The following is a 20,930-nucleotide window of genomic DNA, read 5'->3' as shown; positions in this document are numbered from 1 at the left end:
GAGGCTTCTCGCTGAGCCACTCTTCTTGGGTGCGGTTCCATACCTCGAATAAGACCAGCGACCGTAGGTCAGAGTGTGAGGACTACAATGCGCTTTCCCTCGGCTACCTCACGCGGTTCGCCTGACCATGTCGAACTACTTCCATTACGACCTGCAATCGCTGCGGCTCTTCATTGTGGTCGCCGAGCTCGGGAGCCTTACGAAGGCGGCTGAACGTACAAACCTTACGTTAGGAGCGGTGAGTAAGCGGGTTGCCGACTTGGAGCGAAGCACCGGGTGCTCCCTTCTGGTCAGGCAACCTCGGGGAGTGGAACTAACGGGTGCGGGCAAAGGCCTCTTGGCGCATGCACGGCACGTCGTTGAACGCGTCAATCGCATGGCCACAGAGATGAGCGATTACGCGACGGGAGTCCGAGGACATGTACGAATGTGGGCGAACACATCCGCTATTGTGCAGTTCCTCCCACGCGACGTTCGAATGTTTCTCACTGACAACCCTAGCGTCAAGATTTCGCTTGAAGAGCGCCTGAGCGGCGACATCATCGCAGCAGTGCGTGGCGGCGAGGCTGACATCGGCATCTTTGCCGACAATGTTCCAGCTCTGGGTATCGAGAAGGCTGTCTACCGACGCGACAAGCTGGTGCTTCTCGTACCGAATAATCATCCCCTTGCAGCTCAGCAAAGTGTCTGGTTCGTCGACACTCTCGACTATGAGTACGTCGGCCTCAACGAAGGCAGTTCACTGCTGGCCCGACTGCTAGCCGCTGCATTCTCCGCTGAGCGAACGCTTAAGGTACGTATTCAGGTCAGCAGCTTCGACGGGATATGCCGCATGATTGAGCAAGGGTTGGGCATCGGCGTTCTGCCGGAGGCCGCAGTTCGCAACGAAATCCTAGCCGCCGGACTACGCCAAGTTCATCTTTTAGACGATTGGGCGGACAGAACGCTGTTCATCGGTGCTCGCTCGGTCGACGCTCTGTCGCCCGAAGCTACCCGCCTTTTCAACTTCATGGCCGGGCGCACCGACGCGTAGTGCGCGCCGACCCTTTCCAAACCGGAAAGGGTGCTTGAAAATTCATCGATTTTCAGTTCACGCGGATTGTCCCACAGTGAAGCATCGGTTATACGACGCTTCACAGGAGACAACCGTGACGAAAAAGCCGCTTGAAGGCATTCGCGTGCTGGAGATGGGCCAGCTCATCGCTGGCCCTTTTGCAGGAAAGATGCTCGCCGAATTCGGCGCTCATGTAACCAAGATTGAGCCGCCGGGAACCGGTGACCCACTGCGCAAATGGCGTCTGCTGCATGAGGGAACGTCCGTCTGGTGGGCTGCACAGTCCCGCAATAAAGAGTCCTTGGCACTCGACCTGCGCTCGCCGGAAGGGCAAGACGTCGCTCGCAAGCTCATCGCCGTGAGCGACGTTCTCATCGAGAACTTCCGCCCTGGAACGCTCGAAGGCTGGGGGATGAGCTGGGACGAACTCCATGCTCTCAACCCGCGTCTGGTCATGCTTCGGGTATCCGGCTACGGCCAAACTGGTCCCTACCGTGACCGACCGGGGTTTGGCGTTGTGGCAGAAGCAATGGGAGGCCTGCGCCACCTCAGCGGTGAATCGGGTCGCACGCCCGTTCGTGTCGGGGTGTCCATCGGCGACTCTCTTTCGGCGCTGCATGGCGTAATCGGCATCCTCTTGGCATTGCGTCATCGCGACCAGAACGGTGGTGAAGGGCAAATGATTGATGTGGCTCTCTACGAGTCAGTCTTCAACATGATGGAGAGCCTCCTGCCCGAATTCTCCGCATTCGGTGCAGTACGCCAGCCGGCCGGTAGCAGCTTGCCGGGTATCGCTCCGTCCAACGCGTATCGCTGTGCCGACGGCAAGTATGCGCTCATCGCCGGTAATGGCGACAGCATTTTCCGGCGCCTGATGGAACTCATCGGACGTCGCGACCTCGCAGACGACCCCGCACTTGCCCAGAACGATGGTCGAGTGAAGCAAGTGGAGCGAATCGACGTGGCTATTGGCGAATGGACCAGTCGGCAGCCGCTCGACGATGTTCTCGCCGCCCTTAACGAGGCGCGAATTCCTGCCGGCAAGATTTACGACGTCGCCGACATCGCGGCGGACCCGCACTACCAAGCACGAGACATGATTCTCGAGACCAAATTGCCCGATGGGACGCCGGTCAAGGTTCCCGGAATCGTTCCCAAACTCAGTGCGACTCCCGGAACGGTTGACTCTCCTGCGCCAATGCTCGGCGAGCATACGGACGCCGTGTTGGAGCGAGTTGGCATTGACCAAGTGACGCGAGACGCATGGCGCTCGCGAGGCATTATCTAAAAGGACAGCCGCGATGAATGGCAAACGTGTTTATATCCAAGAGGTCGCTACTCGCGACGGCTTTCAGAATGAAGCGCAGTTCGTTGACACCGACGCAAAAATTGCGCTGATTGACCGGTTGAGCGCATGCGGCTACGCCAAGATTGAGGTCACCTCCTTTACATCGCCAAAGGCGATACCCGCACTGCGTGACGCTGAGGCCGTCATGCATGGCATCAAACACCATGAAGGCGTGATTTACACGGTGCTCGTTCCGAACATCCGAGGCGCCGAGCGAGCTCTTTCGTGTGGCGTGGACGAAGTCAACCTCGTCATGTCGGTAAGCGAAAACCATAACCGCACGAATCTGCGCATGAGTCGCGAGCAGTCGTTCGCCCAGCTTCGTGACGTAATCGGCGTTGTGAAGCAGACGAACGTAGCAATTAACGTCTCGCTCTCCACAGCGATGGGCTGCCCGATGGAAGGTGACATCGAACAGACAGAAGTGCTTCGCTGGATGGAGCGCTTCGCCGCGGAAGGCGTCCACGGTGTGACTCTCTGCGACACAACTGGGATGGCCTTCCCTTCCCAAGTCGGCGCGCTGTGCAGCGCCGCGCGCGCTCAGTTCCCGCAGCTCGAACTCACCCTACACTTCCACAATACCCGTGGGATGGCTCTTGCAAACACCCTGGCTGCTCTAGGGGCAGGTATCGACCGGTTCGACGCGTCGCTCGGCGGACTTGGCGGTTGCCCATATGCGCCCGGCGCGACGGGCAATGTATGCACGGAGGAGTTGGTGCATATGTTGGAACTCGATGGCTATGACACCGGGGTGAACCTAGCCGAACTGCTGTCCGCCTCGGCGTCTCTTCCTCATCTCATCGGCCATGACGTTCCAAGCCAACTACTGAAGGCTGGCAGACGTTCAGATTTGCATTCGATGCCATGCCTGTCGAACGACGGCCTCCCGGAGCAACGAGCTTTTGCCACGGGAGTGTGAGATGACCTTTATCGACCACCTCGACCATCTCGTACTGACCTGCGTCGACCTCGCCGCCACAAAGCAATTTTATGTCGAGGTGCTGCAGATGCAGGTTGAGACATTCGGCGAGGGACGCACCGCCCTCAAATTTGGGAATCAGAAAATCAATATCCACGTCAGAGGAGCGGAGGTCGAGCCCAAGGCGCATCTACCTGTACCTGGTTCGCTTGACCTCTGCTTCATCGCTGCGGTGCCTTTGGACGACATCATCTCGCATCTAAAGCAATGCAACTGGCCAATCTTGGAGGGCCCAGTGGAGCGTACTGGTGCCGTTCAGAAGATTCGTTCTGTCTATGTTCGCGACCCCGACCTCAACCTCATCGAAATTTCGGAACTTATCTGATTAACGCAGTAAGCAGATTCACCTGAGTTCGGCCCGCATGCAATGTGGGGCGATGCGCAGGAGTCGCTTTCAGACGGTGAACGGCGAATAAGCCGACCCGAAATCTCTTAAAGTCCTAGTAGGAGACAGCAATGAGCATCGCAACCGAAGCCACCGTCGAGCCGCAAGCGGCCCGTCCGCACTCCAGAAAACGGTGGTACCAACATCTCTATATTCAGGTCCTGATAGCGGTCATCCTCGGTATCCTTCTTGGCCACTTTTACCCGTCCGTTGGCGAGGCGATGAAGCCGCTGGGAGACAACTTCCTCAAGCTCATCAAGCTCATGATTGCTCCGCTCATCTTCTGCACAGTGGTGCATGGCATCGCCAGCATGAAGGACATCAAGTCGGTTGGTCGCGTTGGTGTGAAGTCCCTCATCTACTTCGAGCTGATGACCACGCTGGCGCTTGCAATCGGACTGATTGCGGTCAACGTCATGAAACCCGGAAGCGGGATGCACATTGACCCTAAGACACTGGATGTCTCCTCGATTGCGGCGTACACGAAAGCTGCTCACGACCAGACCGTCGTCGGCTTCCTGTCACACATCATCCCGTCGACTGTCTTCGGGGCCTTTGCACAAGGCGACATCCTGCAAGTGCTGTTCGTCTCAATCATCTTTGCATTTGCTTTGCAGATGCTCGGTGAACGTGGCAGGCCGTTGCTCTCAGTCATCGACGCCGGCGCGAACACCTTCTTCAATATGGTTCGCATCGTCATGTACGTGTCGCCCATCGGCGCGTTTGGCGCGATTGCTTTCACTATTGGGAAATACGGAATCGTATCGCTGACTTCTTACGGTCAGCTACTGTTCACCTACTATCTGACCGGGCTGGTTTTCGTGTTCGTGATTCTGGGGTTGGTCTGCCGGTTGGCCGGCTTCAGTCTCATTGCTTTCCTTCGATACATCCGCGAGGAGCTGCTGCTTGTTCTCGGCACGTCCTCTTCCGAATCGGCGCTTCCTCGACTCATGGCGAAGCTCGAACGACTCGGATGCGAGAAGTCCGTTGTTGGTCTTGTCGTTCCGGCCGGTTACTCGTTCAATTTGGACGGTAGCTGCATCAACATGACTGTACTCGCGATGTTCATTGCACAAGCCACTGACAGTACCCTCAGCATCGGCCATCAACTCACCCTCCTGTTGATTCTACTGCTCACTTCCAAAGGCGCAGCAAGTGTCAGCGGTGGAGCGTTCATTGTTTTGGCAGCAACGCTGAGCTCCGTCCCGGGTATTCCCGTTGCGGGGCTGGTTCTGGTCCTCGGTGTCTACAGATTCATCTCGGAAGGCGGCGCACTCATCAACGTCATCGGTAACGGCATCGCAACCATCGTAGTCGCGAAATGGGAAAAAGCATTGGACCGAGATACGTTCAAGCTTGAACTCGCTCACGGCCCCAGCGACGACTAGCGGCTCGTCTACAGCGAAGTGAAAAGAGCGTGCCCTCGACTGTCACCGGTCGGCACGCCCCCACGACAAACACTCATCTTTCTGAACGAATCTACCATGACAACGGTTAGCAATTCACGGGTAGTCTTCCTTGACAAAGCAACAATTCCCACCTCAACGAAGCTGAAGGAGCTCACGTTCCCCCACACGCTCGAGTTGCACGAGAAGACGAATCAGGCAGAAGTTGCTGAACGCATCCGGGACGCAGACATTGTCATCACAAACAAAGTCAAGCTCGGCGGCGAGGCAATCGCACAGGCAAAAAACCTAAAACTGATTGCGATAGCAGCGACGGGCTCCGACAACGTCGACTTGCCGGCATGCAACGAGCGAGGCATTACCGTGTGCAACATTAGGAACTATGCTCGCAACACGGTCCCAGAACATACCTTCGCATTGATTTTCGCTCTTCGCAGAAGTATTGCGCCGTATCGCTCAGCGGTCCAAGCTGGCCGGTGGCAAGAGTCCGGCCAATTCTGTTTCTTCGATTATCCAATCAGCGATTTAGCGGGTTCAACACTCGGCATTATTGGCGACGGGGTGTTAGGTAAAGCCACCGCCGAAATCGGTAAGGCCCTCGGGATGACGATATTGTTCTCGGCCTTCAAAGGACGCAGCGACATGGGCGCCCTTTATGCTGAGTTTGAGCAAGTGCTCGCCGAGTCCGACGTCATCACCTTGCACTGTCCGCTCGTTGATGGAACTCGCAACTTGATAGGCGATGCCGAGTTCGCGCAGATGAAGCGCCGGCCGCTTCTCATCAACACCGCTCGGGGAGGACTTGTCGACGAGTCAGCTCTCGTCCGCGCGATGAAAAGCGGTCAGATTTCTGGCGCTGGCTTCGACGTCGTAACGCAAGAGCCGTTATCGGACGACAACCCGCTGACCGAGATTCTCAGCCACCCTGGATTCATTTTGACTCCCCATATCGCGTGGGCCAGCAAAGAGGCAATCCACTCGCTCGCTGACCAACTCATGGACAACGTCAACGCCTATGTTCAAGGGATGCCCATAAACGTTGTAAACAACCCTGCATGAACGCGTTGCCATTCAACAGCATCAATTGGACGCGAACGGCCCCGCGGCTACTGTTCGCCCTCGGCCCGTGACTCGGTCTTCACAAATCCGCATCGAGGTCGGCAGTGCGCCTTGTTCTGGATGGCATGAAGGATGGTGCCGCGGAGCGAATTGAAGCAGCGAGAGCCGGCAGGCTGTTAATACGGTAAAGGTGTCTAAATAGGGCACGGCAATGCCAATCAACCACCGAACCTGCCTATAAAACCAGAAAGTCTAGGCCTGCGATTATGGTTGGCATGAGCGCGGCGCCGAGCAGTTTCATCGGGCTCACTGCGCCTCCTGAAAACCGGTTTCCAAGTATCGCGAGGCCGGCCGGGTTCGGAGCATTTGCAATCACCGTCAATCCTCCGCCCGTCACCGCTCCTGCCACGAGCAGGTACTTTGCGCTGTCTGATAACCCAGGTATGAGCGACCCGAGATACGTGATGGCAGCGTTGTCCATGACTGCCGTCAGGCCTGTTGCGCCGAAATACAGTGTCAACGCATCCATGGAACGCACAATCGGCTGAAGCCACCATTGCTGCAGTCCGCCGAGCACAACCAGGCCCCCAAGGAAGAAAGCGACCAGAAGGCTTTCGCGCAGCATGAGAGGCGACTGGTGGCGCTCGTAAGCGTGCGTGTAGCCCAGGAAAAAGAGGAACGCCCCGACGAACACGACAGCGTGATGCGAGTTGATGACGACCAGCGCGAGAAACGCGAGATGAACTAGCGTGACGCCAACCGGAACGTGTTGGGACGGTGAGGTTGTACCACCCTCGCTCCCTCGGGAGGTCGGCACGCTCCTGGCAATCAGGGCGACGAAAGCCGTAGCATTGAAAACAACTGCAAGCGCTGCTTTCCATCCGAAGGTGGCTGCCATAAATCCGGTGCTCCAACCCCAGGCACTCGCGACCATCAACACCGGCGGTGCTGCATACGCCGTCATGACCCCACCGATGGACACATTCACGAAAAGCAACGCCAGGCCGAAATACTTTACCCGCTCGGAACTTCGCGCGGAGAACAGCGTGTCGCGCAGCAATAGCGCAGCGAGTGTCATCGCCGCAGGCTCTGTGATGATGGAGCCCAGGAGGGGAACGGCGGACAGGGAGAACCAGATAACGGCAACCTCGGTGCGCACAGGCAGAAACCGCGCGAGCCGCATCACAATGGTCGTTACCAGTACGAGAATGGGTCGACTCGCGGCGACCACCATAATGACAAAGACGAACAGCGCCTCCGTAAACTCACGATGCTCCAGGTACTCGATGGTCACGTGTGACCCGACGAGCGCCCACATCACGAGACACAGAATCAGCGCCCAGAATCCGAAGACGACCTCCACCTCCGCGAGGAAGTGGAAGACACCCGCATGCCGCGGGAAACGGTGCGAGAGCTTCTCAATGCGTGCTACGGCGAACGTATGAATGAGAGCAAGAGCAAAGATAACGGCGGCAGAAATTTCAACAGAATTGGGCATTGAACAGGGTGCTGGAGACGCTTTGGTGTTGACGACTCCGCCATAATATTACAAATACCCTACGCACCAATTGTTTCGGCGGCGACGACGTTGCATTCGCAGCACCTGCTCAGGCTAAGATGAAACGCCGGACGAAGGCCAACTGACTGATGCTGCAATCGCCTGGCGAATCCGACATTACCATGCGCTACGCCACCTATTCCCAGCGCGCCCGTGCCTTGTTCATTGATTCGCTTTGGTGGACCGTCATTGTGCTCTTTGTGCCTCTCGGACCGTCAACTCAAGACCTGCTGCTGGCGCCTGGCGCCTGGCGCCTTTGCTTCGACCCTTGTCCTATGGCTGCTGGTAGGCCAGTGTGTCCCGATTCTCGTGACTGGCATTCTTTGGGCCGTATGGGGCACGTCTCCCGGTAAGCGCGTCTTGCGATTGCGAATCGTGGATGCGGATACAGGTCAGCCAATGACGGTCAGGCAAGCTTTCTTGCGCACAGCGGGCTACATGCTTACCTTCGCGACGTGCGGAGCGGGATTTCTATGGGTTCCGTTCAATCGTAAGCGGTCCATCTTCGACGTCTATCGGCTGGCGGCATGAGCGAGGAGCATTGGTGTCCACCTACGTGGAGGTGGACACCAATGGCTGGCAATGACTCAGAGTTAAGAGTAGTTCGTCTAAGCCGCGACGGGCGCCGTCGCTATGACGAAAACGGTAAGCGCGCGCTGGTCGAGGCTGCATTGCGCCCGGGCGTGTCGGTAGCCCGTCTGGCACAGGAGCATGGGATCAACGCCAACCTGCTGCGCAAATGGACTACGAAGTACCTGATGGAGCGTGAGAAAGGCATCTCATTGGCATCGCTGAAGGACGACGCCGACGAGCGCGCCCCATCACCACCCGCAGTCGAAGTAATGGATGGCAAAGCCATCGATATGCCGGATTCACGTAAGCGGCCCGCGCCGGCAGAATCCTCCTCTGCATTTATTCCTGTCGTGCCACTACCACCGGCACTGCCGCCACCACCCGTATCTCCGGCACCGCCGATGACGCTCTCACTGCATGTATGTCTGTCGAACGGCGTGGAGCTCGATCTCAGTGCAGCGAGCATCGACGAGCTGAGCACCGTGGTCCAGATGTTCGGGAGGATGCCGTGTTCCGGTTCGACGAAAAGCTGACGGTATACCTGCACCGCGATCCCGTCGACTTCCGGTACGGAATGAACAGTCTGTCGATTCTCGTCGAACAGGCGATGCGCCTGAATCCGATGGATTCCTCGCTCTACGTTTTTACCAACCGGCGATGCGATCGCGTCAAGATCCTGGGTTGGCAGCACAACGGTTTCTGGCTGATGCTCAAGAGACTCGAGGCCAATGATCGCTTCGTCTGGCCTGACAGCAAAACCGAAGTCGTGACGTTGACCGTCGATCTGCTGCACTGGCTTCTCGAAGGTGCCGACATTGCTGCTCTTCAGCGGCATCCGAAACGCCACTATGCTCGCGTGAGTTGAACACGGCATCGGCGTGCCGGTCTAAGTGGCATGCCGATCAACGTGACCATCGACGCTGACGAACTCAGGGCGCTCCTCGCGATACGTGAGGAGCACGACGCCCTTCAGTCAGAGCGTGACGGGTTACGCAGCGCACTGCGTCTCGTGACTGCGGAGCGCGACCTGGCCGAGGAACGACTGCGCGCTTACCGGCGCGAGCTGTTCGGCGCGAAGAGCGAAGCCCGCGCATCGGATCAGCCCGGTCTGTTCAATGAAGCCGAAGTGCTCGGCACGAACGCAACACCCGCGCAGGAAGATACTCGCGAAACCACGATCGCAGCGCACACGCGCAAGAAGCGCGGTCATCGCAAACCGCTCGATCCCAGTCTGCCGCGCGAAGTCGTTCGGCACGAACTTCCCGAAGCCGAACGCTTCTGCAACCACGACGGACACGCGCTCGTCGAGATCGGCGTCGAAACGAGCGAGCAGCTCGACGTGATCCCCGAGCAGGTTCGAGTCATCCAGCACCAGCGCGTCAAATATGCCTGTCCGTGCTGCGACCTCGGCATCAAGGTTACGCCGGCGCCGGCGCGCATCATCCCGCGTGGGCTGCTGACGGAATCGGCACTCGCGTGGGTCGCCACCGGCAAGTATCAGTTCGGCATGCCGATCTATCGCCAGGCTGGTCTGCTGCGACGCTTCGGTGGCGACATCTCGTCGAACACGCTCGCCGCGAGCATGGTCCGCGTCGGTCACGCGACGCAGCCCGTTATCAATCTGATGCGCGACGCGTTGCTCGATGCTGACGTGATCTACTGCGACGAGACGACGTTCCAGGTCCTGAAGGAAGAAGGGCGCAAGCCGCAAACGAAAAGCTATCTCTGGGCGCAAATGACCGGATCGGGAACGCCTATCCGCTGTTTCGCCTATACGGCTGGTCGCGGCGCGAAGCTGGCCGACAAACTGTTCGCCGGCATTCGCAAGGGTGCGGTTCTGATGACCGACGGATACGAGCCCTACAACGGCATCGCGCAACAGTATCAGCTCGTGCATCTCGGATGCTGGGCTCATGCGAGACGGTATCTGGTCAAGGCCGAAGATAACGTGCCCAAGGCGGCCCGCTCCCCCGATCTGCTCGCCACACGCTTCATCAAACTGATCGGCAAGCTGTTCGCAGCGGAGGCGCGCAGTGAAACGTGGCCGGCTGAACGACGACAGCGATTGCGACGACGATACAGTGCGCGCGTACTCGATACCATCGAAAAGCTGATGCTCGAACAGTCGCCCGGCGTCGTGCCGCAAAGTTTACTCGGCAAGGCGCTGACCTATCTGCATGGGCAGTGGCCCAAGCTGATCCGTTACGTCGAGAACGGCAACTGGCCCATATCGAACAATCCCTGCGAAAATTCCATTCGCCCGTTTGTCGTCGCACGCAAAAGCTTCCTGTTTGCCGATACAGTTGCTGGCGCACATGCGAGTGCGAATCTTTATTCGCTGATCGAGTCGGCAAAAGCCAACGGCATCGACCCGTACTGCTACCTCACCTGGCTGTTCCAACGTCTGCCACTGGCGAAGACCGTCGACGACTACGACGCGCTGTTGCCGTGGAAGATGCCCGCCAATCTCCGCTGACCCTTCTCCCTGCCACACAATTTACGCTTCAGAGCACCTCTGAGTGGCGTCGTTCGTGGACCGCATACGTTCAATCCGCGAAGGCAGGCGCTGCATGACCGGATAGCAAATACTGTTGTCGTGAACGAATACCTTGTTTCATCATAGACTAGCAACCCGTCACATCTTGATTCCCTATGGTGAAGCACCCCCGTTCTTTTGCTGGCCTATAGGAAAGCAAACCAGCCCTCCGACGCACGTTGCTCGCTGGTTTCGCACCTCTTCAAATTCCGTAGAGCTTTCCTCCATCGCCTGCTCGCCGCGAGTCCGCCTGAATTTTTCTTCAGCCAAATCTCTAATGCTCGCGGCCACAATTCCGAGTGCGTCCTTCCCATGTGAAAACATCACCCCTATTGCGCGGTATACATACTGCTGCCTGCTCCGCGGTGCAGCCGCGCGACTGGTCGGACATCAACGGCAGCGGTCGCGGGATAACCGGTACTGTGGGATAGCCTTGAGACACCGGACAGGGTGGCGAAGTTAGCGCCCTGAGGCGAACGGCTGACGGGCGACGCTGGCTCCGAGGGGCATCTTACGATGCTTGGAACGTGTCTGAAGGCCCCGCTCAGGATAAGGCGGGGCTCAACTTCACCAAGGGGCATTCACAGAAACAAGAGATGCACCCTAGAGAGAATGCTGAAGCGCACCAAGGTGAAACAAGGGGCTAACGGGTTGGAGCCGTCTTCCGACAACTGGCCGATATTTAGCAGCACAAGCGTCAGCTCTATGCCGCTGACGGTGACCTGTTCTATGTGCAAATCGCTCAGCGCGCGCACCTCATCGGCAAACAGAAGTTGCTGGAAGACCATCCCGGCTTCCGCGGGCCGTATTTAGCGATTGCCGCGCGAACGATGCATCCATCATTTTCGTCGCAGTCAGGTCGCCCTACGTCTCGTAGCGTCACCGCGGATGAGGAACGTTACCATGTTCGAATTGAAAACGTTCAAAATATGAATGATTGACGTGTATATTCCTCCGATATCGTTGCAAATATGTTGGATTGCATGGTACATATACGCCACGGAGACAGGGCGATAGCATCAAAATGGAAGGTTTCGCCCTCTGAGACTCACACTAAAGGATGGCGAGATGGACAAGAAGCACTACGACGCATTGGTTATTGGTTCAGGGGCTGCAGGAAGTTTCGCGGCCAAAGAGCTTACGGAGCAGGGACTGGAAGTCCTGGTTCTGGAGGCAGGCAGGAATGTGACTGAGGACGATTTCAAGACCGACTTCAAAGGTCCTCGGGAGAAAGGCATTCAGCTTTGGGCACGTGCTCGGGCAGCTGTCACCGGCCAGCCCATTCAGTCGAAGGTCGCGTTTTACGGCAAGCAACTGCGGCATCTCTTCGTCAATGACCGGGAGAATCCGTACAGTACTCCGGACGACAGTCCCTTCTTGTGGATTCGTGGCAAGCAACTCGGAGGACGGCTTCATACATTTGGCCGTGTGTTAATGCGCTGGTCGGACTACGATTTCAAGGCAGCGAGTCGTGATGGATTCGGCGAGGACTGGCCGATATGCTATGAAGACCTCGCGCCATACTACGAAAAGGTTGAAGAGTTCCTAGGCATCTACGGGTGTCCGGACCACGTTCGGAACGTCCCCGACGGCAAGTTCGTAGGGCCATCAAAACTGACTGTCGCCGAAAAGCAATTCAAAGCCAAAACGGAAACGAGATGGCCCGAGCGTACGGCAATCGCTTGGCGGTACATGCCGCCGAATATCAAACGCGTTCCCCAGCCCATTCTTGCCGCCAGAAGCACGGGTCGCCTCACCGTCCGTACCGACGCAGTCGTGAAACGCATTACCACTGACCCGTCGAACGGAAAAGCAACCGGGGCTGAGTTCATTGACCGGCTGACAAAGCAGGTCGAAGCAGTGACCGCAAATGTTGTCGTGGTTTGTGCTTCCACGATTGAGTCGTCTCGTCTGTTGCTGAGCTCAACGTCGTCAAAGCATCCCAACGGCCTTGGGAATAGTTCTGGCGTCCTAGGGCGGTACTTTATGGACCAGGTGCCTAGCCTTATCATCGGCTCGGTTCCGGGTGTTAAAGGCTTCGAACTGGACGATACGCTTCCGGCCGACCCGTTCTATGGCGTGTCAGGTGGCGTCTACATCCCCCGATACGAGAACCTCGACCGCATCACCAATACGAACTTCGCACGAGGCTTTGGCTATCAGGGGACGATAGGCAGGCTGTTTGCGCGCGAAGATAAGCCGGCGAAATTCGGAGTGATGGGATTCGGCGAGATGTTGCCGCATTATCAAAACTGCGTCACGCTGAATAGCGGAAAAAAAGATGCCTGGGGGCTCCCGGTCCCGCACATTTCCTGCTCGATGACACAGAACGAAGCCTCCATGCTCCGGGAGCAGACACGGGCCATCAAAGAAATGATAGAAAGTGCCGGCCTGGCAATCGAATTCAATGGTTCATCGTTGGGGCTCGAGGAGAGCGGCGAAGGTGCTTTCCCGGAAGCCGATGCGTTTAGCCGGTTCCTCTTTCGGAAAAGCTTCACCAAGAGCATGTCGATGGGGGCCGCAATTCATGAAACAGGTGGCGTGCGGATGGGGGCAGACCCGAGCAAGTCGGTACTGAACTCCTACAACCAATCCTGGGACGTTCCGAATCTGTTCGTAACTGATGCAAGTTCGTTCCCGTCAGGAGGTTGCTCGGGGGCTACGCTCACGGCAATGGCGCTGACCGTTCGCGCATGTGAATACATCGCCGACCAGTACAAGTCTGGACGCCTGTAACAGCTATCGCTTGCGTCGTTGAGTGCCGGAACAACGAAGTAGGTTGCGCTGCCCCGTCTCATCGGATTATGCATAGTCGCAGGCGGCGGCCTGCCTTGATTGTTCATTTTCCAAACGGTACTATGGGCTCATGCCCAAAACCAAAATAGAAACCACCGAAGAGACAACGTCGTCGGCACGGCGCGGAGCACGCGGTGCGAACGTCCAACACGTGCTCGACGTGCTTCGCAGCGACGGCCCCTCTTCGCAGGCGGCCATCGCGCGCCGAACCGGTCTGGCCCCTGCCACGGTCAACAACATCGTCCAGGCTTTGCGAGCCGATGGTGTCGCGGATGTTCAGTGGATAAACGGGCGGGAAGCCCTGGTTCAGCTCGTCCCGAAGCAGGGGGCAATCGTTTCTATCTGCGCAGGCCCTGAGTCTGTGCAAGGTTCGGTCTTCAATTTTGCGAAGGGCACCCGAACGAATCGCACTCGAAAATTGCTCAAGGACGACCGACCGGGTGCCAGTCCGGAAGCGGCAATTGAGCTAATCCGTACGCTCGCCGGGGATGCCGGCGTCGCTGTCTCGGACCTGGCAGGCGTCTCCATCGCAATCCAGGCCCCCATCGACCGTGTATCAGGCTCTATCGCACCATGGGCAGCGAACCGGATGCCTGTCTGGCGAAACGTGCCTATCGCACAAGTCATCAAGGAAGCGCTTGGGGTCCCGGTCGTGGTGGACAACGACGCCAACCTTGCCGCACTGGCCGAGTGGACTTGGGGTACGGGTCGTGGTTCGGATTGTTTCCTGTATGTCACCTGTTCCGGCGGCATCGGCGGTGGACTCGTCATTGACGGCAAAATCCATCACGGCGGAAACGGCATGGCGCTAGAAATTGGGCATATCGTTATCGAGCAAACAGGTCCCGTGTGCTTCTGCGGTAGCCGGGGGTGTTTGTCGACACTTGCATCGGAGCGCTCCATCCTGGCGGCACTCCAAGGGTCAGAGAGCCCGAAGCGCTCGTTGGTCGAAGTGATTGAAAGCGCCAAGGATGGTGACCCCGCGTGTCAGCGCGTGCTCTATGAGGCGGGTCGCAACCTCGGGCGAGCTTTGGCCAATATGTCCAAAATCCTGGCGCCGAGCGTCGTTGCTGTCGGAGGCGTCCTGTCAGAAGCCGGTCCGCTGGTATTTGATAGCCTGCATTCTTCGATTGAAGAGAACAACGTGCCGGCGTTTTGCCCTTCCATCAAATTCAAGCGGGCACTGATTGCGGATGCGACATCGCTCGGCGGGGTCGCTGCAATCATGTCAGAACTTGGGCAAGGCGTTAGCGAATTGCCTGGTTGGATGGGCGCGGCATCCTGACACGCCGCCCGTGTCAAAGCTCGGTCTCCCTGAAAGCCTATTTGAATAAATTCGAATAATTAAGGGTTTTTACTAACAAAATATGGTCTGTTAGCGCGTAAATCATTCACAAAATGAACGATAATATAAATATATTGCGCAAATGATTCGGACAATGCTAACTTAGTCTCCAAGGCAAGGAGCCGTGACTCAGCTCCCAGAAAAAAACTTGGAGTGAGACGCTCTTGCAGCAGAACTGGTCGTAGGCACAGCGAACGCGTGCGCGACCAAAATTCTAAATCGCACTCAACTCCACTTGATTTTCTGAGCCGCACGCTGCGAACGCGCGTGCGAGCGATAAGTCGTGTGTACAGACGCAAACCATTTTCGTGAAAGCGTCTTTTTCGATTAGTACAACGATTTATTTGTCTGGTTTTACGAAAACCCATGAGCCTTACAAAGACAGGCGGAGACGAAACATGTTCAATAAGAAGTCCTTACTAGCTGGCTCTGTGATTGCAGCGACCGCTGTTACTCCGGGGTTAGCAGAGGCTCAAAGCAGCGTACAGATGTATGGTCGAATTGACGCTGGGTTGGAGTATGTCAGCGGACAACCCACCGGCCCAAACGCGAACGGCGCTCCGACGGGCACGGCAACTCGGTTCTCTCAGGAAAGCGGGGACGGCGGAGTCAGCATGTTCGGATTGAAGGGCACGGAGGACATTGGTGGAGGAACCAAGATTCTCTTCCATCTGGAGCTGCAGTTCCTTGCGAACAACGGCACGCTCGCGGGCGCCGGCCTGTTCAACCGATTCTCGACCGTTGGCATCTCAAATGATAGCTACGGTACCTTGACGCTCGGACATCAGCTCTTCATTTCAAATGCCGTCTGGGACTTCGACCCATTCGGGCAATCCCCATGGGCTTCAGCCTCCCTTGTGCGCGGCCGGAACTGGCCGTTCACCAACAACGCTGTCAACTACGACTCGCCGAAGTTCGGTGGATTCGACTTCACTGGCCAGTACGCGCTCTCGAACGCAACCAGCTGGAACGGCAACGGCACCACGTCGTCGGGGCGCAATGCAGGTTTCTATGTCACCTACACGAATTCGGTGTTCCAGGTCCGGGGGTTGTACGACGAGACGCGCAATCCAACGACCGGAAAGCTGGACGACCCATTCCTGTACTCCCGGGAATACACCTTGGCAACGAACGTGTTCCTTGGGCAGGTTAAGCTCATGGCAGCCTACCAGGCCTCGCGTACGTCCGGTATCGCTTCGCTGACGGGCGGTCAACCGACGACAACCGACCATTTCTGGGGCGGGGCGACCTGGCAAGTCACGCCTGCATTCTCGTTGACTGGTGCGGCCTATCACATCAATGCCAACAACAACGGCGGCAACGCAACGATGTATAGCGTCGGCGCGTCTTACAGCCTGTCAAAACGCACAGTTCTGAGCACCCAGTTTGCAACCGTTCGAAACAGCAGCACCGCGAACTTTTCGCTATTCGCAATCAACCCTGCGGGCGACTCTGTGGCCACCGGCAACCCGCCCAAAGGTCACAGTCAGTCGGGTGCTTACATCGGCATGATGCATTACTTCTGATGGTAGCTTGGCCAGCTAACGGCCTTCACTTAAGAGCGCCCCGCAATAACCCGAAGGACCGAACATTAACCTTGCCATGAAGTTTCGAAACGTTCATAGTATAGGCATATAAACAATGTAAATCATTCACACAATGAATGATTCGGAGACGCGAAATGCTTCACGCCACTAGCGGCACCTCGTCATCAGACTCTTCCTATCATGAGCACGCGCCTCTCGCGAAGGTGACGTTCCTTCGCCTGAGCGTGATGATGCTGCTTCAATTCATTCTTTTCGGCTCGTGGTTTGCCACGCTTGGGCTGGTACTTGCGACCTACAAGCTGCCGGGCATCATCGGTGCCGCATACACGCTCAGCGCGATTGCAGCCATTGTGTCGCCTGTCTTTCTGGGTGCAATTGGAGACCGCTACCTCGCGTCCCAAAAGGTGCTTGGACTTGCACACCTGGTGGGCGCTGCATTGATGTTGACGCTGCCATCTCTCGTGAAAGCCGGCGACGCCAACATGACGCTCGTGGTCATCTTCGTCTACATGATGTGCTTTCAGCCGACGCTTGGTTTGTCGAATTCGATTGCATTTCGACATCTCGGGAAAAGTGACAAGGCCTTTCCATTCCTCCGCGTGTTTGCGACGGTCGGATGGGTGATTGCCGGCTTGACGGTTGGAGCTATGGGTCTCTCGGCATCAACGGGTGTCTTCACATTTGCTGCCGTCGTTAGTCTGTTGCTCGGCTTGTATTCGTTCACACTTCCTGCTACCCCGCCGTGTGCCAAGGGGGCAAAGTTTTCGATGGGAGACCTCATCGGTGCGAAGTCGTTCGTTCTCTTCAAGGACCGCAACTTCGCGGTATTGATTCTATGCGCGTTTCTCACTTCTATTTCACTAGGCGTCTATAACACGTTTGCTTCGCCATATCTCGGCGTGCTCGGCATTTCGAACGTAGCTGGTGTGCTTGCGATTGGACAAGCGTCTGAGGTGCTCTTCATCATCAGTGTTCCATTCGTGCTGCACAAGCTCGGGCTGAAGTGGGCGTTGCTTCTTGGTATGGGGATGTGGGGCGTCCGATTCGTGCTCTTCGCGATGGCGGCGGACGGTCATCCGTCTCTGGCGGTCATTGGTGTGGCGCTTCATGGCATCTGCAACGACTTTTTCCTGATTCTCGCGGCAATGTTCATTGATGCCGTGGCGCCGCCCGAACTGAAAGTACAGGCACAGAGCTGGTTAATTATCGCAATCTCTGGCTTCGGTAGCGCGGCTGGCTCTTTCATCTCCGGAACCATCTTCGGAGCAACGGTAGCTCAACATCCAGAGGCAGGCGCCGCCGCGTGGAACTACATCTGGCTGGTTCCGATTGTTTCGGCCGTGATTACTGCCGTCATCTGGATTGCGTTCTTCCGTTCGCGCACGGCTGATAAGCCTCTCGAACCCGGCTCGGTCGCTTAAGCCTTCCGTGCCCCGTCTTCGCGACGCCGAAGCACCTTGAGGCAGCGCCGTGTTTGCTCCGGACCGTCTCGCCGCAACAATCATATTTGAACGAGGTACCCAGAATGTTTGACACCTTTTTGATTCGTCCAGACAGTCTTCGCAACGAGGAGAAGGACGGAAAGACCATCGGATTTACGCTCGCCGTGCGGCACGCAAATTATCGCGGCTGCTATCTGTCGCTCCACAACGGTTACTACATTTCGGTTGATGGCGTTGACTATCCGGTCAGCGCTCAATCGTTCGAAATCAACGGGCAAGCGGCTCGTGGCTTCAACGAAATCCGTACGGCGGTGCATGAGCACTGGGACTACGATGACGAGGCCATTCTGCACGTGAGCGCGCCGGGCGGCCTTTCCGAAGGCGAACACATTATTCGCTTTCAACAATCAGTGCTCGCGGCATATGGGTACTTGCCCACCGACGAAGAGTGGGTACGCAATCCTCCCACGCCCGGCTCGGGTGCAGGTTCGGACAAGGCACCTCAAATCGTGACGTACCGATTGAAGCTGAATGCGCAGGAGAAGGTTTAAATGGCTATTAAACGTGGTGTTTCGCTTTACAGCTACCAGCAATCGCAGTTCTTCAAGGAACTGGATTTGGAAGCACAAATTCGCGAAGTCGGAGACAACCTTCATGGCGCGGACGGCGTTGAAATCATCGATGAAATGTCCCTTCGCTACCCGAATCCGGGTGACGCCTTCACCGCCCAATGGTTCGGCTGGATGGAGAAGTACGGAACTACGCCGGTTACGATGGACGTGGGTATGGACGTCCTCCAGTTCCGTGACCACGTAATGACCTACGAAGAGTGTGCGGACCGCCTACGCCACGATATCCGTCTGGCGAAGTCGCTTGGCTTCAAGAACGTTCGAGTGCTCTCAGTAGTGCCCATCGAAATCCTGATTAGCGCGCTGCCCCTGGCCGAATCGCTCGACATCCGGCTCGGCAAGGAAATCCATCAGCCAATGCGGCTCGAGGGACAGCAGGTCACCGAGATTCTGGACTACGTCGCCAAGACAGGTACCAGGCATCTTGGCATCGTACCGGACCTGGGCATTTTCCAGACCCGTCCCTCAGAGGCGTTGCTCGGCTCCTTCGAACGAAAAGGTGCGCAGCCGGCTGCATGCGAAGCGTCGGTCGAACTCGCGAAGAAGATTGACTCGGGCGACGTGCCCTTCGATGTGCGCGATGTGATGAACTACACCGCAGGAAACGTGCGTTCGGCTTTCACCCGATATCTTAAGACGGGGGAGCGCGACGACGGCATCGCATCAGTCTTCGACGGAGTAAAGCGTTTCGCTGATGAGCAGCTGGATAACCCGCAAGAGCTCGATTATGCCGTCGTTGCCGAGGCACTGATGCTCTCTCGGACATCGCCGGACACGCTTCGGCAAATCGCCGGCAATGTGGTCGGCGTTCACGGCAAGTTCTACAACATGTCCCCTGTTCCTGGGAAGAATGGACAGTTTCAGGATATCGCCATTGACTATGAGTCCGCGATTTCAGCGCTGAAGGACGGTGGCTTCGACGGTTACATTAACTCCGAATATGAAGGTCAGCGCTACTATCAGGACCGTGGCCGCGAAGACATGATGAGCGAAATTGACCAGGTTCGCCGGCATCAGGAGATGCTGGGCCGCCTCTTGAGCCAATGAGCGAGTCTGCAATGACTGAGTCGAAAACCCAATCATCTGCGAGATTGGTGGCGTATGTGGGCTGTTATGCCACTGACGGACGTGAGTCCGGTGGCATTCACGTATTTGATGTCAGCGCCGATGGTCGTAGCCTCACTGAGACAAGCGGGGTAACTGAGCCCCAACAGGCTGGCTATCTAGTCTACTCGCCCTCACTGGGGGCGTTGTATGCGGTGGATGAACGCAAGACTGATGGTCGTGGGCCCGTAGGCCCTGCAGCCAGCGTTCACGCATTCTCGGTGAGCCCGACCGACGGTCGGCTCACATGGCTGAATTCTCACCTGGCCCCGGGTCCGATGCCGACGTATCTGTCGATGGACGAGACCCGAAGAATTCTTGTCACCGCCAATCACGGAGATTTCGCCCACGTTGAACGTGTAGTCCAATTACCGAACGGTGGATGGGGAACCGAGTACGTCTACGACGACTCGACCGTCATCATGTTCGGCATCGCAGCCGATGGTCTTATTGAGCGCATTCAAGACATCAAAGTGCTGCCAGGTCATGGCAAAGACCCCAACGGGTCGCCGCAGGCCGGTGGCCATGCCCAGTCAAGTGCACATGCTCATTGCGCAGTAGTCGACCCTAGCGGCCAGTTCGTTCTGGTGTGCGACAAAGGCACGGACCGAATTTATGTCTATCGCATGTCTGACGCTCTCGAACAGGTAAGCATCTACCAGTTCGAGGACGAAATCGGTCCACGACACGTCGCATTTGAAGCGTCCACAGGACGCGCTTTCGTAACGTGCGAATTCTCCTCGGAACTGGCTTCATTTGACTTTGACACAGCCACCGGCCGCTTGCGCCTGCTGGACCGAGTGTCGACAGTCGACGAAAAGCACGCTGGCCTGAATGAACCTGCAGACGTGCGCGTTCATCCGGACGGCGGCTTCGTATACGTGAACAACCGGGGGGAGGATTCCGTGGCCTGGTTCGCGGTTGGGAAGAATGGTGAGCTAGACCGGCGTGGTCATGTCTCCATCAGCAAGTCCATACATCCCGGGCTCGCCGCCAGGAGCTTTGCGTTCGACCCCACGGGAAACTTCGTGCTCGTCGCGGACAGGCCGGCAAACCTCGTCAAGTCTTATGCGGTAGACCGTTCAAACGGAAGCCTTCATCTCCTAACAGAAGCGTCCGTCGGCGACCCCGCGTTCATCGAGTTTGTCGCATTGGCTCCCAGCGAGTAA

19 protein-coding genes are annotated in these 20,930 nt (G+C 57.1%); 17 read left to right on the top strand and 2 right to left on the bottom strand.

Annotation, left to right across the window (positions count from 1 at the left end; genetic code table 11):
* Positions 1 to 127 precede the first annotated feature (127 nt).
* The 6 genes from OKW35_RS31205 to OKW35_RS31180 all read left to right on the top strand — a co-directional run bounded on the left by OKW35_RS31205 (position 128) and on the right by OKW35_RS31180 (position 6,231).
* On the top strand, positions 128 to 1,033 hold the full coding sequence (locus tag OKW35_RS31205; protein ID WP_429554106.1) for a LysR substrate-binding domain-containing protein: 906 nt from the start codon (positions 128 to 130) through the stop codon (positions 1,031 to 1,033).
* 115 nt (positions 1,034 to 1,148) lie between these two features.
* A complete protein-coding gene (locus tag OKW35_RS31200; protein WP_429554105.1) occupies positions 1,149 to 2,342 on the top strand; it encodes a CaiB/BaiF CoA transferase family protein in 1,194 nt (397 codons plus the stop codon).
* 13 nt (positions 2,343 to 2,355) lie between these two features.
* Positions 2,356 to 3,321 carry a hydroxymethylglutaryl-CoA lyase gene (locus tag OKW35_RS31195; RefSeq protein ID WP_429554104.1) on the top strand — a complete coding sequence of 322 codons (966 nt, stop codon included), beginning with the start codon at positions 2,356 to 2,358 and terminating at the stop codon, positions 3,319 to 3,321.
* Between the two features lies 1 nt (position 3,322).
* Complete coding sequence (locus OKW35_RS31190) at positions 3,323 to 3,706, top strand: VOC family protein (protein ID WP_429554103.1); 384 nt, start codon at positions 3,323 to 3,325, stop codon at positions 3,704 to 3,706.
* Positions 3,707 to 3,837: 131 nt separating this feature from the next.
* Positions 3,838 to 5,154 carry a dicarboxylate/amino acid:cation symporter gene (locus tag OKW35_RS31185; RefSeq protein ID WP_429554102.1) on the top strand — a complete coding sequence of 439 codons (1,317 nt, stop codon included), beginning with the start codon at positions 3,838 to 3,840 and terminating at the stop codon, positions 5,152 to 5,154.
* A 96-nt stretch (positions 5,155 to 5,250) separates the two neighbouring features.
* Positions 5,251 to 6,231 (top strand): D-2-hydroxyacid dehydrogenase, encoded by a 981-nt coding sequence (locus tag OKW35_RS31180; RefSeq protein WP_429554101.1) that lies wholly within the window; start codon positions 5,251 to 5,253, stop codon positions 6,229 to 6,231.
* Between the two features lie 235 nt (positions 6,232 to 6,466).
* Here the strand turns inward: OKW35_RS31180 and OKW35_RS31175 are convergent, their stop codons facing one another.
* Complete coding sequence (locus OKW35_RS31175; RefSeq protein ID WP_429554100.1) at positions 6,467 to 7,729, bottom strand: putative Na+/H+ antiporter; 1,263 nt, start codon at positions 7,727 to 7,729, stop codon at positions 6,467 to 6,469.
* 213 nt (positions 7,730 to 7,942) lie between these two features.
* Between OKW35_RS31175 and OKW35_RS31170 the strand changes: the two genes are divergently transcribed.
* The 4 genes from OKW35_RS31170 to tnpC are packed head-to-tail and all read left to right on the top strand — an operon-like array spanning position 7,943 to position 10,838.
* A complete protein-coding gene (locus OKW35_RS31170) occupies positions 7,943 to 8,320 on the top strand; it encodes an RDD family protein (RefSeq protein ID WP_429554099.1) in 378 nt (125 codons plus the stop codon).
* Between the two features lie 41 nt (positions 8,321 to 8,361).
* On the top strand, positions 8,362 to 8,895 hold the full coding sequence (locus tag OKW35_RS31165) for a transposase (protein ID WP_429551151.1): 534 nt from the start codon (positions 8,362 to 8,364) through the stop codon (positions 8,893 to 8,895).
* The gene (gene tnpB, locus OKW35_RS31160; protein ID WP_167368694.1) at positions 8,871 to 9,227 is read left to right on the top strand and encodes an IS66 family insertion sequence element accessory protein TnpB; all 357 of its coding nucleotides are present in this window, start codon (positions 8,871 to 8,873) and stop codon (positions 9,225 to 9,227) included. Before OKW35_RS31165 ends, tnpB begins: the two co-directional genes overlap by 25 nt.
* Before the next feature lie 30 nt (positions 9,228 to 9,257).
* Entirely contained in the window at positions 9,258 to 10,838 is a 1,581-nt protein-coding gene (tnpC, locus tag OKW35_RS31155; RefSeq protein ID WP_429552617.1) for an IS66 family transposase, read from the top strand.
* A gap of 641 nt (positions 10,839 to 11,479) precedes the next feature.
* On the opposite strand, the gene OKW35_RS31150 is transcribed toward tnpC, so the two are convergent.
* Positions 11,480 to 11,686, bottom strand: a complete 207-nt coding sequence (locus tag OKW35_RS31150) for a hypothetical protein (protein ID WP_429554098.1) — start codon at positions 11,684 to 11,686, stop codon at positions 11,480 to 11,482.
* A 280-nt stretch (positions 11,687 to 11,966) separates the two neighbouring features.
* On the opposite strand from OKW35_RS31150, the gene OKW35_RS31145 reads away from it, so the two are divergent.
* The 7 genes from OKW35_RS31145 (at position 11,967) to OKW35_RS31115 (ending at position 20,930) form a co-directional block, all read left to right on the top strand.
* The gene (locus OKW35_RS31145; RefSeq protein ID WP_429554097.1) at positions 11,967 to 13,634 is read left to right on the top strand and encodes a GMC oxidoreductase; all 1,668 of its coding nucleotides are present in this window, start codon (positions 11,967 to 11,969) and stop codon (positions 13,632 to 13,634) included.
* A 130-nt stretch (positions 13,635 to 13,764) separates the two neighbouring features.
* The gene (locus tag OKW35_RS31140; protein ID WP_429554096.1) at positions 13,765 to 14,979 is read left to right on the top strand and encodes an ROK family transcriptional regulator; all 1,215 of its coding nucleotides are present in this window, start codon (positions 13,765 to 13,767) and stop codon (positions 14,977 to 14,979) included.
* A 458-nt stretch (positions 14,980 to 15,437) separates the two neighbouring features.
* A complete protein-coding gene (locus tag OKW35_RS31135; RefSeq protein ID WP_429554095.1) occupies positions 15,438 to 16,565 on the top strand; it encodes a porin in 1,128 nt (375 codons plus the stop codon).
* A 155-nt stretch (positions 16,566 to 16,720) separates the two neighbouring features.
* Complete coding sequence (locus OKW35_RS31130) at positions 16,721 to 18,007, top strand: MFS transporter (protein ID WP_429554094.1); 1,287 nt, start codon at positions 16,721 to 16,723, stop codon at positions 18,005 to 18,007.
* A gap of 104 nt (positions 18,008 to 18,111) precedes the next feature.
* Positions 18,112 to 18,579, top strand: a complete 468-nt coding sequence (locus OKW35_RS31125; RefSeq protein WP_429554093.1) for a C-glycoside deglycosidase beta subunit domain-containing protein — start codon at positions 18,112 to 18,114, stop codon at positions 18,577 to 18,579.
* The gene (locus tag OKW35_RS31120) at positions 18,580 to 19,704 is read left to right on the top strand and encodes a sugar phosphate isomerase/epimerase family protein (RefSeq protein WP_429554092.1); all 1,125 of its coding nucleotides are present in this window, start codon (positions 18,580 to 18,582) and stop codon (positions 19,702 to 19,704) included.
* Complete coding sequence (locus OKW35_RS31115; protein WP_429554091.1) at positions 19,701 to 20,930, top strand: lactonase family protein; 1,230 nt, start codon at positions 19,701 to 19,703, stop codon at positions 20,928 to 20,930. The genes OKW35_RS31120 and OKW35_RS31115 overlap by 4 nt, the downstream gene beginning before the upstream one ends.

Source organism: Paraburkholderia sp. MM5477-R1 (assembly GCF_050436385.1).
Taxonomy (GTDB): Bacteria; Pseudomonadota; Gammaproteobacteria; order Burkholderiales; family Burkholderiaceae; genus Paraburkholderia; species Paraburkholderia tuberum.
This window is presented reverse-complemented; position numbering and strand designations above follow the sequence as displayed.